The organism is Streptomyces poriferorum (genome assembly GCF_019399235.1).
GTDB lineage: Bacteria > Actinomycetota > Actinomycetes > Streptomycetales > Streptomycetaceae > Streptomyces > Streptomyces poriferorum.
Genome location: NZ_JAELVH010000303.1, coordinates 1 through 15,372, shown reverse-complemented (window position 1 = coordinate 15,372; position 15,372 = coordinate 1). Strand labels below are relative to the sequence as shown.

At 72.1% G+C, this 15,372-nt stretch carries 14 protein-coding genes and 1 pseudogene; 10 read left to right on the top strand and 5 right to left on the bottom strand.

Annotated features, from left to right (window positions below):
- Nucleotides 1-1,308, bottom strand: a pseudogene (locus JGS39_RS33785) (class I adenylate-forming enzyme family protein); the annotation flags it as partial.
- 144 nt (nt 1,309-1,452) lie between these two features.
- Here JGS39_RS33785 and JGS39_RS33780 point away from each other — a divergent pair.
- From JGS39_RS33780 to JGS39_RS33765, 4 genes are all read left to right on the top strand, one after another.
- Nucleotides 1,453-2,646 carry an amidohydrolase family protein gene (locus JGS39_RS33780; protein WP_219573567.1) on the top strand — a complete coding sequence of 398 codons (1,194 nt, stop codon included), beginning with the start codon at nt 1,453-1,455 and terminating at the stop codon, nt 2,644-2,646.
- 11 nt (nt 2,647-2,657) lie between these two features.
- Entirely contained in the window at nt 2,658-3,815 is a 1,158-nt protein-coding gene (locus tag JGS39_RS33775; RefSeq protein ID WP_219573566.1) for an acyl-CoA dehydrogenase, read from the top strand.
- 7 nt (nt 3,816-3,822) lie between these two features.
- The gene (locus tag JGS39_RS33770) at nt 3,823-4,770 is read left to right on the top strand and encodes an acyl-CoA dehydrogenase family protein (RefSeq protein WP_219573565.1); all 948 of its coding nucleotides are present in this window, start codon (nt 3,823-3,825) and stop codon (nt 4,768-4,770) included.
- Between the two features lie 484 nt (nt 4,771-5,254).
- The gene (locus JGS39_RS33765) at nt 5,255-5,779 is read left to right on the top strand and encodes an ATP-binding protein (protein WP_306082863.1); all 525 of its coding nucleotides are present in this window, start codon (nt 5,255-5,257) and stop codon (nt 5,777-5,779) included.
- A 60-nt stretch (nt 5,780-5,839) separates the two neighbouring features.
- Here JGS39_RS33765 and JGS39_RS33760 read toward each other — a convergent pair whose 3' ends face one another.
- Nucleotides 5,840-6,766, bottom strand: a complete 927-nt coding sequence (locus tag JGS39_RS33760; protein ID WP_219573564.1) for a cyclase family protein — start codon at nt 6,764-6,766, stop codon at nt 5,840-5,842.
- A gap of 83 nt (nt 6,767-6,849) precedes the next feature.
- Here JGS39_RS33760 and JGS39_RS33755 point away from each other — a divergent pair, with 83 nt between their 5' ends.
- Together JGS39_RS33755 and JGS39_RS33750 are read left to right on the top strand one after the other, a co-directional pair.
- Nucleotides 6,850-7,767: an SDR family oxidoreductase gene (locus JGS39_RS33755; protein ID WP_219573563.1), complete on the top strand. Its 918-nt coding sequence runs from the start codon at nt 6,850-6,852 to the stop codon at nt 7,765-7,767.
- 503 nt (nt 7,768-8,270) lie between these two features.
- Entirely contained in the window at nt 8,271-9,320 is a 1,050-nt protein-coding gene (locus JGS39_RS33750; RefSeq protein WP_219573562.1) for a Zn-dependent alcohol dehydrogenase, read from the top strand.
- Here JGS39_RS33750 and JGS39_RS33745 read toward each other — a convergent pair.
- Entirely contained in the window at nt 9,317-10,309 is a 993-nt protein-coding gene (locus JGS39_RS33745; protein ID WP_219573561.1) for a GlxA family transcriptional regulator, read from the bottom strand. The two genes, JGS39_RS33750 and JGS39_RS33745, sit on opposite strands and share 4 nt — an antisense overlap.
- Before the next feature lie 115 nt (nt 10,310-10,424).
- On the opposite strand from JGS39_RS33745, the gene JGS39_RS33740 reads away from it, so the two are divergent.
- Both JGS39_RS33740 and JGS39_RS33735 read left to right on the top strand, forming a co-directional pair.
- Nucleotides 10,425-11,666 carry an MFS transporter gene (locus JGS39_RS33740; RefSeq protein WP_371930666.1) on the top strand — a complete coding sequence of 414 codons (1,242 nt, stop codon included), beginning with the start codon at nt 10,425-10,427 and terminating at the stop codon, nt 11,664-11,666.
- Complete coding sequence (locus JGS39_RS33735) at nt 11,663-12,082, top strand: ribosomal maturation YjgA family protein (RefSeq protein WP_219573560.1); 420 nt, start codon at nt 11,663-11,665, stop codon at nt 12,080-12,082. Before JGS39_RS33740 ends, JGS39_RS33735 begins: the two co-directional genes overlap by 4 nt.
- Here JGS39_RS33735 and JGS39_RS33730 read toward each other — a convergent pair.
- A complete protein-coding gene (locus tag JGS39_RS33730) occupies nt 12,039-12,371 on the bottom strand; it encodes a hypothetical protein (RefSeq protein ID WP_219573559.1) in 333 nt (110 codons plus the stop codon). The genes JGS39_RS33735 and JGS39_RS33730 overlap by 44 nt on opposite strands.
- Nucleotides 12,372-12,572: 201 nt before the next feature.
- Between JGS39_RS33730 and JGS39_RS33725 the strand changes: the two genes are divergently transcribed.
- Nucleotides 12,573-13,913 (top strand): MFS transporter, encoded by a 1,341-nt coding sequence (locus JGS39_RS33725; RefSeq protein WP_219573558.1) that lies wholly within the window; start codon nt 12,573-12,575, stop codon nt 13,911-13,913.
- A 5-nt stretch (nt 13,914-13,918) separates the two neighbouring features.
- Here JGS39_RS33725 and JGS39_RS33720 read toward each other — a convergent pair whose 3' ends face one another.
- On the bottom strand, nt 13,919-14,518 hold the full coding sequence (locus tag JGS39_RS33720) for a flavin reductase family protein (protein ID WP_219573557.1): 600 nt from the start codon (nt 14,516-14,518) through the stop codon (nt 13,919-13,921).
- A gap of 147 nt (nt 14,519-14,665) precedes the next feature.
- Here JGS39_RS33720 and JGS39_RS33715 point away from each other — a divergent pair.
- A partial coding sequence (locus JGS39_RS33715) for a phosphatase PAP2 family protein (RefSeq protein ID WP_219573556.1) occupies nt 14,666-15,372 on the top strand: 707 nt, incomplete at its 3' end.

Below are 15,372 nucleotides of genomic sequence, written 5' to 3'. Positions count from 1 at the left end.
AGGTACGCGGTCAGCTCGGGGAGGGTGAGAGGCGCGGCGTTCGGCGGCTGCTCCACCACCGCGCAGACGCGTTCGCCGCGTGACTGGTCCGGGAGACCGATCACCGCCGCGTCGCCCACGCCGGGATGGCGGGCCAGGAGGTCCTCTATCTCCTTCGCCGAGATGTTCTCGCCCTTGCGGATGATGATGTCCTTCAGCCGGCCGGTGAGCACGAGGTGCCCGCTGGGACGGACGTGCCCGACGTCCCCCGTGATCAGGAAGCCCTCGGCGTCGAAGGGGCTCGCGGCGGCCAGGTAGCCCTGGCAGACCGCCTCGCCCCGCAGCCGGACCTCGCCGTCCGTGTCGTACGGCAGCGGCTTGCCGTCCTCGTCGGTGATCCGGATCTCCATGCCCTCGGGCGGCCGGCCCTCCGTCTCGGCGAGGTGTTCCACGGTGTCGTCGGGGGCGCCCATCGTGATCATGGGGACCTCGGTCATGCCGTAGCCGTGGGTGAGCTGGACGCCCATCTCGCGGACCACCGCGTGGTAGATCTCCGGGGGCTTCGGGGCGCCGCCGCCCGCCAGCAGGCGGAGGGTGGGGACGACCGGGGTGGACGGGGCCTTGCGCTGTTCCGTCAGGAACATGGAGTAGAAGGCCGTGGAGCCGCCCGCGACCGTCACCCCGTGACGCCGGTAGCCCGCCAGTGCGTCCGGCATCGCGAAGTGCTCGAACAGCACCGCGGGGAAGCCGTACAGCAGCAGCATCACCGAGTAGTCCGGCCCGGCGACATGGGCGAACGGGAAGGCCATCGAGCCGACGTCGTCCGCCGACAGGTGCAGCGCGTGGGCCAGGCAGGAGGGGCAGGACGGAAGGGTCGCCGTCCGGGAGGGTGTCGTACGCCTCGAAGACCTGCGGCGGGTGCGGGAGGTCCGCCGACAGGCGGGCGGCCATCGTGGTGTGGTCGAAGCCGCGCCAGGTGCCCGGCACCGCGAAGAACTCCGCCTTCGACTCACGCAGGGCGAAGCCGACCTCGCGGTCGCGGTAGAAGGGGATGACGGGCGTCTGCACCGCACCGATCCGGGCCAGCGCGAAGGACAGCAGCGCCGTCTCCAGCCGGGTCGGCAGTTGCCAGGCGACGACGGTTCCGGGGCGTACGCCCATGGCGTACAGGCCCGCCGCCACCCTTTCGGCCCGGGTGCGCAGCTCGCCGAAGGCGAGCGTGCGGTCGTCCTGGATCAGGAAGGGCCGCTCCGGCGTCAGGGCGGCCCGGCGTTCGATGAGCTCCCAGAAGGTGCCCGATGCACCCAGGGCGTGTGCGGTCTCGTTCACGGCGAACCCCTCACAGCTGACGGGTAGTCAGATAGTGCGGAGAGCGTAGAGCGCTGCGCCTTGTCGGTCCAGGGGTGCGGGGCTAGCCTGTGGTCGACGTCAATCTGACGGGTCATCAGAAATGCGAGCGCCGAAGGGGACACCATGACGGAACTGCCTCGGATCGTCAGCGTCGACGACCATGTGATCGAGCCGCCGCACCTCTTCTCGACCTGGCTGCCCGCCAAGTACCGCGAGCGCGGACCGCAGCCCCTGACCGCGGGCATCGGGGAGCTGGCGTACACGGGCGGGAAGTACGTCATCACGATGGACCCGGACGGGCCGCCGACCGACTGGTGGATCTACGAGGACCTCAAGTTCCCGTACAAGCGGAACATCGCCGCCGTGGGGTTCGACCGGGACGACATGACGCTGGAGGGGATCACCCGGGCCGAGATGCGGCGTGGATGCTGGGACCCCGTCGAGCGGCTCAAGGACATGGACCTCAACCACGTCGAGGCGAGCCTCTGCTTCCCCACCTTCCCGCGCTTCTGCGGGCAGACCTTCGCGGAAGCCCACGACAAGGAGGTCGCGCTCGCCTGCGTGCGCGCGTACAACGACTGGATGGTCGAGGAGTGGTGCGGGGACAGCGGAGGCCGGCTGATCCCGCTGTGCATCATCCCGCTCTGGGACATCGGTCTGGCCGTCGCGGAGATCAGGCGGAACGCTGCGCGCGGGGTGCGGGCGGTGACCTTCTCGGAGATCCCGACCTATCTGGGGCTGCCGTCGATCCACACCGGGTACTGGGACCCGTTCTTCGCCGTCTGCCAGGAGACCGGAACGGTCGTGAACATGCACATCGGGTCCAGCTCGCAGATGCCCGCCGCCTCACCGGACGCCCCGCCCGCCGTCCAGGCCTCGCTCTCCTTCAACAACGCGATGGCCTCGATGATGGACTTCCTGTTCAGCGGCGTGCTGGTGAAGTTCCCGCAGCTCAAGCTCGCGTACAGCGAGGGCCAGATGGGCTGGATCCCGTACGCGCTGGAGCGCGCCGACGACGTCTGGGAGGAGCACCGGGCGTGGGGCGGGGTGCGCGACCTGATTCCCGAGCCGCCGTCCACGTACTACTACCGGCAGATGTTCTGCTGCTTCTTCCGCGACAAGCACGGCGTCGCCTCGCTCGATGTCGTGGGGCGTGACAACGCGACGTTCGAGACGGACTACCCGCACGTCGACTCGACCTTCCCGCACACCAAGGAGGTCGCGCTCGACCACGTCAAGGGACTGGACGACGAGACCATCTACAAACTGATGCGCGGGAACGCGATCCGGATGCTCGGTCTCGACCTCGACAAGTAGGCGCGTGCGACATGGACCTTGCCTACACGGAGGAAGAGGAAGCCTTCCGGGCGCGGCTGCGGGAGTGGCTGGGCTCGGTGCTCCCGGGGCTGCCCGGGAAGCCGGATCCCGGTGACTGGCCGGGCCGCAGGGCGTACGACGCCGGCTGGCAGCGGTTGTTGTACGACGCCGGGTACGCGGGCCTGCACTGGCCCGCCGACGCAGGTGGCCGCGGCGCCACACCCACGCAGCACCTGATCTTCCTGGAGGAGACCGAGCGGGCCGGGGCGCCCTACGTCGGGGCGAACTTCGTCGGGCTGCTGCACGCCGGGCCCACCATCGCCGCCGAGGGCACCGCCGGGCAGCGGGCCCGCTGGCTGCCGCCGGTGCTGCGGGGCGAGGAGATGTGGTGCCAGGGGTTCAGCGAGCCGGACGCGGGATCGGACCTGGCCTCGCTGCGGACCCGGGCGGTGCGCGACGGCGACGACTACGTGGTGAGCGGGCAGAAGATCTGGACCTCGCACGCGGAGGTCGCCGACTGGTGCGAGCTGCTGGTGAGGACGGACGCGCAGGCGCCGAAGCACCGCGGCATCAGCTGGCTCGCGATGCGGATGGACGCCCCCGGCGTCACCGTCCGGCCGCTGCGGACGCTCGCCGGGTCCACCGAGTTCGTCGAGATGTTCCTCGACGAGGTGCGGGTGCCCGTCTCGCACCGGGTCGGGGCGGAGAACGACGGCTGGCGGGTCACCATGGTCACGCTCTCCTTCGAGCGCGGCACGGCGTTCGTCGGGGAGGTCGTCGCCTGCCGCCGGACGCTGGACGCGCTGGCCGCCGAGGCCCGCAGGAACGGGCGCTGGGACGACGCGGTGCTGCGCCGGAGGCTCGGCAGGCTGAGTGCCGAGTTCCGCGCGCTGTGGCGGCTCACCCAGTGGAACGTCAGTGAGGCGCAGGCCAGTGGGGGAGTACCCGGGATCGGCGGTTCGGTCTTCAAGCTGCGGTACTCGCACGTCCGCCAGGAGCTGTACGAGGCGGCGGCCGAGGTGCTCGGCGCCGGAGACGCCCTGGATCTGGACCGGGAGTGGGTACTGGACCGGCTCTCCTCGCTCTCGTACACGATCGCGGCCGGCACCTCGCAGATCCAGCGGAACATCGTCGCCGAGCGGATTCTCGGCCTGCCGAAGGGGCGGTGAGCGGGGAGTGGACTTCCAGCTCTCACAGGACCAGCGGGCCCTGCGGGCGGGGATACGGGGCCTGCTCGCCGGCCGGTTCGACAGGGACCGGATGCGGGCGGCGCACGAGCGGGGAGGGGGCGTGGACCGGGCGCTGTGGCGGGAGCTCGGTGCGGCCGGGTTCTTCGCGCTGCGGTTGCCGGAGGCGGCGGGCGGGGTCGGTCTCGGACTGCCCGAATCCGTACTCTTGTTCGAGGAGGTGGGGCGGGCGCTGCTGCCCGGGCCGCTGGCCGCCACCCAGCTCGCCGCGGGCGCGGTGAAGGGGGTGGCCGAGGGCGAGGCCGTGGTCGCGCTGGCGGAGGCGGGGCGACCCGTGGGACACCTGGAGGGGGCCGACGCGCTGCTGGTCCTGGACGGGGACCGGACGCGGCTGGTGAGCGGCGGGGCGCTGCGGCGGCTGGTGGACGAGGCCCGGCCGGTGCGGTCGCTCGACCCGGGTACGCCCCTGTGGCGGGTGCCGGACCTGTCCGCGTACGAGGGTGAGGTGCTGCCCGACGGGGCGCGGCTGCGGTGCGAGGGCGCGCTGCTGGCCGCGGCCGAACAGCTCGGCAGCGCCACCCGCAGCCTGGAGGCGGCCGTCCAACACGCCGGTGAGCGGGAACAGTTCGGTGCGCCGATCGGGGTGTTCCAGGCGGTCAAGCATCTGTGTGCCGGAATGCTGGTGCGCGCCGAGCCGGCCCGCAGCGCCGTCTACGCGGCCGCGGTGACCGGGGACCCGGTGGAGGCCGCCGCGGCCAAGCTCCTCGCCGACGAGGCGGCCGTCGACAACGCCCGCGACTGCCTCCAGGTGCACGGCGGCATGGGCTTCACCTGGGAGGCGGATGTCCACCTGCGTCTCAAGCGGGCCTGGCTGCGGTCCGGGCAGTGGCTGACGTCGGCGGACGCGGAGGAGGTGCTGGCGGCCGATCTGGGCTGAGCGGGGGCGTGGGTGCCCGGTGCACGCTGGTGACGCGACGGACCCCTGAGGTTCACGCTGCGGAGTGACTCAGCGCAGTCGTTACGTCCCGATACCGCCTTGTGTCCTTTGCGTAATTCGTCACGGGCCGGAGTCGGCGCCGGGCTCGGGTACGCTCCGTTGGATGCGAGTGGTTCTGGAACCTGGCGATCCGGATGTGGCCTGTGCGGCGACTCCGGTCCGCGAGAGGTGCCCTGCTCGTGATCCATACGGAAGCGCCGGGCCTGCCGGGGAAGCGATTCCCGGGGCGACTGCGCGCCTCTGTTCGACTCTCCGCAACGCGCGTCGCACAGTATGCACCACGCGTACTCCTTCGCGTTGGAATATGCCCGAAGCGCTTGTTGCGGTGACTGTACGTCAACCATGCTGTCTCGTAAGGGAATCACGTTCCGTGACCCTGAGGAGGCGCGAGGCGATGTGTCCGCCGGTTCGGATGGTGTGAGCGGTGCAGGTGCTTCAGGTTCAGTTGGAGGTCGGGCCCGACCCCGCGGAGGTCGGACGGGCCCGCAGATGGGCGCGTTCGAGGCTCGTCGGGTCCGGGATAGGAGACGACGAGCCGCTGGCCGAGACGCTCATCCTGCTCATCTCGGAGCTGGTCACGAACGCGGTCGTGCACACGGGCTGTCCGGCCGTGCTGCGCATGCTGTTCGGCTCGACGGGCGCCCCGGGCAACGCCGGGACCGTCCGGGTCGAGGTGGCCGACACCAGCTGCCGCCCGCCGCAGCAGCGGCACGCGCAGGGCGAGGACACCGGCGGCCGCGGCCTTGAACTGGTCGACGGTCTGGCCGACCGCTGGGGCTGGCAGCCGGAGGGCGCGGGCAAGCGGATCTGGTGCGAGGTCGACCGAGGTATCCCGCTGATCCAGGTGCAGCTGCAACCCGGCCCCCCTGAGCGCGAAGGCGCCGAGGGGTGCGGTGCGGGCGCCGCGTACGAGGCACACGAGGCGCACGCGGGCAGCCACCGCGCGTAGCGGCGGCGCCGCCCGCGCGCGGGGAGGCCGGTGGCGGGTTGCCGTGCGCGCGGCGGCGGCTCAGAGGATCGCGACCGGGGCGACCGGCGTGCCGGTGGCGCCGACGAAGGGCTCAGGCATGGCGGAGAGCAGGAAGGCGTAGCGCCCCGCGTCCGCACAGGCTGTGGACAAGTCCTCCAGGTTCCAGTTCTGGCCCTGGAGCATGCCCATCTCGACCAGGTCGAGTGCGTGCACCCCCAGCCACAGGTCCTCGATCTCCGGCGGGAAGATCTCGAAGGTCAGCGTGTCGTTGGCGACCGCGGCCACGTCGCGGGCCCGGAACCACTCCGGCGTGCGGATCGACAGACCCGGTGACGGATACCCGTAGGCGTTCTTGTCCCCGGAGAGGTACACCTGCACCTGCCCCGTCCGTACGAGGACGATGTCCCCGGCCCGGACCCGGACCCCGGCCAGCTCCTCGGCCGCCTCCAGGTCCTCGGGCGTGACCGCGTGGGCGCCCGGCAGCCGGTCCACGCCGTGGGCGCGGGCGACGTCGAGGAGAACCCCGCGCGAGACGATGTGCGGCGCCTTGTCGATGCCGCTGAACCGTGCGCCGCCGTGGGCGGTGATGGTGGCGGCGGGCCGGCCGTTGTAGATCTTCCCCGAGTGCGAGGCGTGGGTGAGCGCGTCCCAGTGGGTGGCGGTCTGGAGGCTCATGACCACGCTGTCGTCGCTGGTGGCGACGGTGCCGGGGCCGAAGAGCTCCTGGTTGATCTGGACCATGGTGTGCAGCGGATTGACCCGCCCCGGGATGAGCCCGTTCTGGACGCCGTCCTGCTGGAGCGGGAGGGCCAGCGGGATGCGCCGGCCGCTGCGGACGGTGGCCGCCGCCTCCCGTACGACCTCGTCGGTGATGAGGTTGAGGGTCCCGATCTCGTCGTCGCCGCCCCACCGACCCCAGTTGTTCACGCGCTTGGCGAGGTCGTGGAACTCGTCCGGCAAAGACATGGCGCCTCCTGGGGCTTGTGCCGGTGGACCTGATGACCCATAGAATCTAACGGTCCGTCAGAAACCGCGGGAAGGGGCCGGGCATGGGGAACTTCTTGGCAGGCAAGGTCGTGGCAGTGACGGGTGCCGGTCGCGGCATCGGGCGGGCCGTCGCGCTCGCCGCGGCGGCGGAGGGGGCGCGGGTCGTGGTCAACGACTACGGCGTCTCCATCGAGGGAGGTGAACCCGCCAGCGAGATAGCCGAGTCCGTCGTCAAGGAGATCGTGGCGGCGGGTGGCGAAGCGGTCGCGGTGGCGGACGACATCTCCACCATGGCGGGCGGGCAGCGGGTCGTGGACACCGCGCTCGCGCAGTTCGGCCGGATCGACGGCGTCGTCTGCGTGGCCGGGATCCTGCGCGAACGCATGCTCTTCAACATGTCCGAGGCGGAGTGGGACCCCGTGGTCGCCACCCACCTCAAGGGCACGTTCACCGTCTTCCGGGCGGCCTCGGCGGTGATGCGCAAGCAGGAGGGCGCCGGCACGCTCATCGGCTTCACGAGCGGCAACCACCAGGGCAGCGTCGCCCAGGCGAACTACAGCGCGGCCAAGGGCGGCATCATCTCGCTCGTCCGCAGCGCGGCGCTCGGCCTCCACAAGTACGGCGTCACGGCGAACGCGGTCGCGCCGGTGGCGCGTACCCGGATGTCGGCGAACGTCCCCATGGAGCTGAAGGAGATCGGCGAACCGGAGGACGTGGCCGCGCTCGTCGTCTACCTGCTCAGCGAGCGCGCCCGCGCGGAGAAGATCACCGGCCAGGTGTACACGATCGCGGGCCCGAAGATCGCGGTCTGGGCCCAGCCGAGGGAGCTGCGCGCGGGCTATGCGGAAGGGGCGGCGTGGACTCCGGAACGCATCGCGGACTTCCTGCCCGGGACGGTCGGCACGGACCCGATGCCGATGCTGGCGCAGCTGGAGGCGATGGCCGCGGCGGCGAAGGCCGCGGACCGGCCGAACGCGTAGGCCGCCTGTCCCCTGCCGGGGGCGATGCGCATGTTCAGTTCCTTGGACCTGCGGGGGCGATGCGGATCTTCGGCTCCTTGGCCTGCGAGGGGCGATGCGCACATTCCGCTTCTTGGACGTGCGGAGGGCGATGCGCACATGCATCTCCTCGGACGTGCGAGGGCGATGCGGATCTTCAGCCTCCCGGACTCTGCGGGGTGCGAGGCGCACATCAAGCCCCTCCGGCGATTGAGGAGCGGGGGTGCGGGGGCGGAGCCCCCGGTGGGGGCCGAGCCTCGGTTGCCGGCGCGGGCGCGTTCCCGGGGCGCTGCCCCGGACCCCGCTCCTCAATCGCCGGAGGGGCGTGAAAGGGGTCGCCAGTGTGCGGGCGGGCTTGAAATGGGCCCGAAGGCGGGCAGGGAGTGGGGCGTCGGCCCCCAAACGGATCGGCGCGACAGGGCCCCGGGCCCATCGGAACACCACCGCCGAGCGCAGCACGCGCTCGGCCTACCGAGGGAGCCGAGATGAGAGGCGTCGTCTTCGACGGCAAACGGACCGAGGTCGTCGACGACCTGGAGATACGCGACCCCGGCCCCGGCGAGGTGCTGGTCGGCATCGCCGCGGCAGGGCTCTGCCACAGCGATCTGTCGGTGATCGACGGGACGATCCCGTTCCCGCTGCCGGTCGTGCTCGGCCACGAGGGCGCCGGCGTCGTCGAGGCGGTCGGCGCGGGCGTGAGCCATGTCGCGCCCGGCGACCACGTGTCGCTGTCCACGCTCGCCAGCTGCGGCGCCTGCGCCCAGTGCGACCGGGGCAGGCCCACGATGTGCCGCAAGGCCATCGGGATGCCGGGCCAGCCGTTCTCGCGCGGCGGGAAACCGCTGTACCAGTTCGCGTCCAACTCGGCCTTCGCCGAACGGACCCTGGTCAAGGCCGTGCAGGCGGTGAAGATCCCCGCCGACCTGCCCCTGACCTCGGCCGCCCTGATCGGCTGCGGAGTGCTGACGGGAGTCGGAGCCGTACTGAACCGGGCCAAGGTCGACCGCGGTGAGAGCGTCGTCGTCATCGGCACCGGCGGCATCGGGCTCAACGTGATCCAGGGCGCGCGGATCGCCGGTGCGCTGACCATCGTCGCGGTCGACTCCAACCCCGACAAGGAGGCCGTGGCCCGTCAGTTCGGCGCCACGCACTTCCTCACCTCGGCCGAAGGGGTCAAGGAGATCCTTCCGCACGGCGCCGACCACGCCTTCGAGTGCGTGGGCCGCACCGAGCTGATCCGTACCGCGATCGACCTGCTGGACCGGCACGGCCAGGCGATCCTGCTCGGCGTACCGGCGGCGACGGCCGAGGCCTCGTTCCTCGTCTCGTCCATGTACCTGGACAAGTCGATCCTGGGCTGCCGCTACGGCTCCTCGCGCCCGCAGCGCGACATCGCGCTGTACGCGGAGCTGTACCGGGAGGGCCGGCTGCTGCTGGACGAACTGGTCACCGAGACCTACCCGGTGGAGGACTTCGCCAAGGCGGCGGACGACGCGCACCACGGACGGGTGGCCCGGGGTGTGCTGGTCTTCTAGCGCGCCCCGGCCGCCGTCGACCGGAACGTCCGCCGGTACATCGTCGGCGACACCCCCAGCGCCGCCTGCATGTGCTGCCGCAGCGAGGTGGGGGTGCCGAAGCCGGCGTCCCGTGCGATCCGGTCGACCGACAGGTCGGTGGACTCCAGCAGCCGGCGGGCCAGCTCCACACGCTGCTGGGTCAGCCACTGGACGGGGCTGACCCCGACCTCCTCGCGGAACCGCCGGGTGAAAGTCCGTACGCTCATCGACTCCTGCTGCGCCATGTCGCGCAGCAGGATCGGCGCCTCCAGCCGGCCGAGCGCCCAGGCGCGGGCGGTGGTCGTGGCCGAGACGCCCGGATCGGGGAGCGGGCGCTGGATGTACTGCGCCTGGCCGCCGTCGCGGTGCGGCGGTACGACCGTGCGCCGGGCGACATCGTTGGCGACGGCGGTGCCGTGGTCGCGGCGCACCATGTGCAGGCACAGGTCGATGCCGGCGGCGACCCCGGCGGACGTGAGGACGTCCCCGTCGTCGATGAACAGGACGTCGGGGTCGACCCGCACGGCGGGGAACAGCTTCTGGAAGTGGTCGGCGGAGGACCAGTGGGTGGTGGCCGGGCGCCCGTCGAGGTATCCGGCCGCGGCGAGCACGTAGCTGCCGGTGCAGATGGAGACCATCCGGGTGCCCGGCCTGATGTACGCGAACGCGGCGGCGAGTTCGTCGGTCAGCCGGCCCTCGGTGTAGACGGGGCCGAGTTCGTAGCTGGCGGGGATCACCACGGTGTCGGCCGTGGCGAGCGTCTCCGGGCCGTTCTCGACGGTGATCGTGAAGTCCGCGTCGGTGCTGACCGGGCCGGGCGGCCGGATCGAGCAGGTCACGACTTCGTACAGTTTCCTGCCCCGGTTCAGCGGCTCGGAACCGAGCGAACGGCCGAAGATCCTTTGGGGGATGCCCAGTTCGAAGGGGAGCAGCCCATCGAGGGCGAGAACGACGACCCGGTGTGGCACGGTACCGACTCCCTTCGCACTAGCTGGTGTAGACCATAAGCTGATACATGTCCTCGGTGTGAAGGAAAAGTCAGCAGACCTCGCGGGCATTCCCGCCGTGGATCATCAAGGCGCTCTGCGCGATGCGCCGCCCCTGCCGCCGCTGCCGTGTTCGCCCCTAGGACCGGACCGGCTCTGGAACCGCAACTTCCGGCTCTTCTTCGTGGCCCGGACCGCCGCCCTGTTCGGCGACGGAATGATCCCGGTGGCGCTCACCGCGGGGCTGCTGGGAGCCGGGCGGCCGCACTCCTCGGTGGGGTTCGCGCTGGCGGCCTGGATGGGCCCGCTGGCCCTGTTCGTCCTCTTCGGCGGCGTCCTGGCGGATCGTTTCACCCCGCGCCGGATGATGATCATCGCCGACGCGCTGCGGCTGATCGGCGCCTCGGTGCTCGCGGTCTCCTTCGCCACCGGCAACCCGCCGCTGTGGGCGGTGTACGCGCTGAGCGCGGTGGCCGGCGTGGGGGCGGCGCTCTTCCAGCCGGGGGTCGCGTCGACGACCCCGCGCGTGGCGACGGACGTGCAGCGCGGCAATGCGGTGCTGCGGGTGTCCGAGGCGCTGATGACCATGGCCGGCCCGGCGTTCGCGGGCATGCTCGTCGGGCTGGCGAGCGCCGGCGCGGTCTACGCGGCGAACGCGACGACGTTCCTGGTCTCCGGCATCTGCCTCTTCCTGCTGAGGCTCGCGCCCGCCCCGTCGGACGAGGCCCCGCGCGGGACGTTCGTCGCGGAACTGGTGGACGGCTGGCGTGAGTTCAGGGCGCGCAGCTGGCTGTGGGGCGTGATCGCGATCTGGACGGTGTACGGCTTCGCCGTGCTCGGGCCGATGCTCCCGCTGACCGCCGTCGAGGTCACCGAGGCCCACGGTTCGGGGACGTACGGCGCGATGATGGCGGTGAACGGCGCGGGCAGCGTCCTCGGCGGCCTGCTGGCCCTGCGGCTGCGGCCGCGCCGCCCGCTGACCGCGGGGGCCTTCGCCCTGACCGGGGTGTGCGTGAACCTGGTGGTGCTGGGGCTCGGACTGCCGGTGCTCGCGCTGGGGGCCGGACAGTTCGTGGCGGGCGCGGCGTTCGCGTTCTGGCTGGTGATGTGGTCGACGACCGTCCAGACGCATGTGCCGCCGGAGGCGCTGAACCGGCTGCACGCGTACGACGTGGCCGGCTCGCTGCTGATGCTGGCGGCGGGCCGCGCGCTGGCGGGTCCGGTCGCGGACCGGCTGGGCGCCCCGGAGGTGCTGCTCGCCGGTGCGGTGATCAACATGCTGGCGGTGGGCGTCCTGCTGGCGGCCCGGCCGATCCGGCGGCTGGAGCGGATCGGGTGAGCGAGCGGCGGCGAACTGCGCGCCGGGCCCGGGGCGTCGCGGCGGGGGCGGCCGTGCTGACCGTCGCGGCCGGGCTCGGGGTGCGTACCGTGGCGGACGGCGCGGTCGCCAAGTACGCGGGTGACGCGCTCTACACCGTCCTGGTCTGCGCCCTCGTCGTCCTGTGCGCACCCCGCGTCCGGCCGCTCGCCGTGGCCGGTGCCGGGCTGGGGATCAGCTGGGCGGTGGAGCTGTTCCAGCTCACCGGCGTACCCGCTGAACTGTCCGAACGCAGCACGGCGGCGCGGCTGGTGCTCGGCTCGACGTTCAACGCACCCGACCTGCTCTGGTACGCGGTGGGTGCGGCGGCCGCCTGGGCCGTGTGCGCGGCGGCTACTTCCGGCGTGACCGCTCCTCGGACTGCTGCATCTCGATGACGCGGAGCACGTGGGCGCTGGTCTGCCGGCGCACACTGCCCGCGACGAGCAGCGCCGAGCCGGCCACCGAGAGGGGTGCGGAGACGGCCAGGAGGACCAGCTGCTTGGGCATGGTGCTGTCCAGCTCGCAGATCGACGACGCGCGGAAGCAGTACAACGAGTCGTCCTGATCCCACATCAGGAAGCCCAGCCACACCCACAACACGCAGGCGACGAGCAGCAGAGCGGCCCCCCAGCCCTGCATCAGCGCGGACCTGTGGTGGAAGTGCTGACGTTCGACCCACTGCATGACAAACCCCCGGGACATGGACGAAGCGGCGTGGGCGCGTACGCACGCCGTGCGTGGTGGGCCCGGCCGCCGATCGACGCAGATCGTACGCGCATGCGGATCACCGGGTCCGGGGCGGGCGGCGGCCGGGTGGCGGGTCGTGGCCCGATTCCTGCGAACCCTGTCCTTCGGGCCACTCGTGGGAGGTGCCGCAGGAGCCGGATGGTGGGGAGCGTGACCCAGACAACCGAACCCGCCGCCCGCGACGACAGCCCGTGGACCGGCCACGAGGCACCCCGGCGCCGCCGCGTCCGCCGCATCCACCGTGCCTGGATCGTCGCCGCCGTCGCCTTCGTGACGATCATCGGCGGTGCCGCCTTCAACGCCCTGCCCGGGCTGCTCATCGACCCTCTGCACGAGGACTTCGGGTGGTCGCGCGGGGAGATCGGGCTGGCCGTCTCGATCGACATGGCGCTGTACGGGCTCACCGCGCCGTTCGCCGCGGCGCTGATGGACCGGTTCGGCATCCGCCGGGTCGTGGTCGTCGCCCTCAGCGCCGTGGCGGCCGGTGCGCTGGCCAGCGTATGGATGACCGCGGCCTGGCAGCTGATGATCTACTGGGGCTTGCTCGTCGGCCTCGGTACGGGCGCGATGGCGATGTCCTTCTCCGCGACGGTCACCAACCGCTGGTTCGTCGCCCGCCGGGGCCTGGTCACCGGCATCCTCACCGCGGCCGGCGCCTCGGGGCAGCTCGTCTTCCTGCCCCTGTGCGCCTGGATCGTCGACCGGCACGGCTGGCAGCCCGCCTCGGTGACCGTCGCTCTGGCCGCCTTGGCCGTCGTCCCGTTCGTCATGCTGCTGATGCGCGACCACCCGGCCGACGTGGGCCTCGCCCCGTACGGCGGGGAGTACGTCGCCAAGCCGGCACCCGCGAGCGGGGCGGCGCGCCGGACCGTACGCGTCCTGTTCGACTCGGCTCGCACCGGACCTTTCTGGCTGCTGGCCGGGTCGTTCGCGATCTGCGGCGCCTCCACCAACGGCCTGATCCGCACCCACTTCGTGCCCTCGGCCCACGACCACCACATGCCCATCACCGCCGCGGCCTCGCTGCTCGCCGTCATCGGGATCTTCGACATCATCGGCACGGTCTTCTCAGGCTGGCTCACCGACCGCTACGACGCCCGTCGGCTGCTGGCCGTCTACTACTCCCTGCGCGGGATCTCGCTCCTCTTCCTGCCGGTCCTGATGCAGGCCACCGTGGAGCCGCCGATGGTCTTCTTCATCGTCTTCTACGGCCTCGACTGGGTCGCCACGGTCCCGCCGACCCTGGCCCTGTGCCGGGAGCAGTACGGCGAGGACAGCGCGATCGTCTTCGGCTGGGTCCTCGCCTCCCACCAGGTGGGTGCGGCACTGGTGGCGTTCCTCGGCGGGGTGGCGCGCGACCACTTCGGTTCGTACGACGTGGTCTGGTACGCGGCGGGGGCGCTGTGCGCGATGGCGGCGCTGATGGCGCTGATGATCCGCCGGGTGAAGGGGCTGCCCGCGGACGCCGTCGTGAGGTGAGGCGGTCAGCTGCCGAAGTGCCCGAACACCCCTCGGTGAAACAGCAGCGGCCCTTCCCCGTCCGCCGCCGCACCCAGCGCCTCCACCCGGCCGACCACGATCAGATGGTCGCCGCCGGTGTGGACGGCCTGGATGCGGCAGTCGACCCAGGCGGGCACGCCCTCCAGCAGCGGCGAACCCGTCCCGGGGGCGGAGGAGTACGCCACCCCGGCGAACTTGTCGGCCCCGCTGACCGCGAAGCCCCGGCACAGCGCGCCCTGGTCCGCGCCCAGGATGTTGACGCAGAAGGCCCCCGCGCGGGCGATGCGCGGCCAGGTCGTCGACGTACGGGCGACCATGAACGTGACCAGCGGCGGGTCCAGCGAGAGCGAGGCGAACGACTGGCAGGCGAAGCCCGCCGGGCCGGCCGGATCGTGCGCGGTGACGATGGTGACGCCACTGGCGAAGTGCCCCAGCACGCGGCGGAACTCACCCCGGTCGAGCGGCAGCCGCTCGTCGTCGCCGACGGCCCGCAGCGCGGGGCGTGGCAGTGGATCGACCCGCTCGGGAGCAGCGGCCGTCGGAGCACCGACGGACCGGAGGTAGCGGACTGCGGTTGCGGCCATGCCTGCGTGTCCCATCACCCTTCGATTAGAGCTGACGATGCGTCAGATTGGAAGCCCGCGGGAGGACGGACCCCCGGCCTTCGTCAGGGGCGGCCCCTGTCGTTCGGCCCGGGAGTTCCGCCGCCGCAGTGCCTAGGTTCGGGCCTCATGAGAAGACAATCCGGAAGCCGGACCCGAGGCGCACGGTCTCTGCCCGCTTGCGCTGTCCTGGCTGCGGGAGCGGCCACCGTCGTGGGACTCGCCCCGGGAGGCCTCGGGACCGAACAGGCCGTGGAGGTGACGGACGGCGCCTCGGCGTCGGTGTACCGCTCGCTGACCGGGGCGGTGGACGACGTACCCGCCTGGGCGGGAACGGTGCTGGAGGCGGCCTGTGACGGGGCGCTGGTGGTACTCGGACTGCTGCTGGTGTGGGTCTGGTGGTGTGCCGTACGACGGGGCGACACCCGGGTCTCCGCCGGTGCGGTGCTCACCGGGACCGGCGCCGTACTCGCCTACGCGATCAGTGAGGCCGTGAAGCTGGTCGTCGACGAGGAGCGCCCCTGCCGGGTCCTGCTCCGCGGCGCGGCGGCGGTAGCCGAGTGCCCGCCGCCCGGCGACTGGTCCTTCCCGAGCAACCACGCCACCCTCGCGGCCGGGCTCGGCGTCGGGCTGGCCCTGCTGCGGCCGCGACTGGCCGCCGTCACCCTGCCGTTGGCGGCGGCGGCGGCGCTGCTGCGGGTCCTGGTGGGGGCGCACTATCCGCACGACGTGCTGGCCGGTGCGGTGCTCGGTGGTTCGGTGGCCGCGGCCGTGCTGTTCGCGTTCCTGCCGCTCGCCCGGGCGGCGGCGTCAGCACTAGGTGTATTGACCCGGAG

What these genes read in the sequence shown, in the direction of transcription:
- JGS39_RS33780 (WP_219573567.1), top strand. Translation starts at nt 1,453, where the DNA reads ATGACGGAACTGCCTCGGATCGTCAGCGTCGACGACCATGTGATCGAG.
- JGS39_RS33775 (WP_219573566.1), top strand. Translation starts at nt 2,658, where the DNA reads ATGGACCTTGCCTACACGGAGGAAGAGGAAGCCTTCCGGGCGCGGCTG.
- JGS39_RS33760 (WP_219573564.1), bottom strand. Translation starts at nt 6,766, where the DNA reads ATGTCTTTGCCGGACGAGTTCCACGACCTCGCCAAGCGCGTGAACAAC.
- JGS39_RS33755 (WP_219573563.1), top strand. Translation starts at nt 6,850, where the DNA reads ATGGGGAACTTCTTGGCAGGCAAGGTCGTGGCAGTGACGGGTGCCGGT.
- JGS39_RS33750 (WP_219573562.1), top strand. Translation starts at nt 8,271, where the DNA reads ATGAGAGGCGTCGTCTTCGACGGCAAACGGACCGAGGTCGTCGACGAC.
- JGS39_RS33730 (WP_219573559.1), bottom strand. Translation starts at nt 12,371, where the DNA reads ATGCAGTGGGTCGAACGTCAGCACTTCCACCACAGGTCCGCGCTGATG.
- JGS39_RS33725 (WP_219573558.1), top strand. Translation starts at nt 12,573, where the DNA reads ATGGTGGGGAGCGTGACCCAGACAACCGAACCCGCCGCCCGCGACGAC.
- JGS39_RS33720 (WP_219573557.1), bottom strand. Translation starts at nt 14,518, where the DNA reads ATGGCCGCAACCGCAGTCCGCTACCTCCGGTCCGTCGGTGCTCCGACG.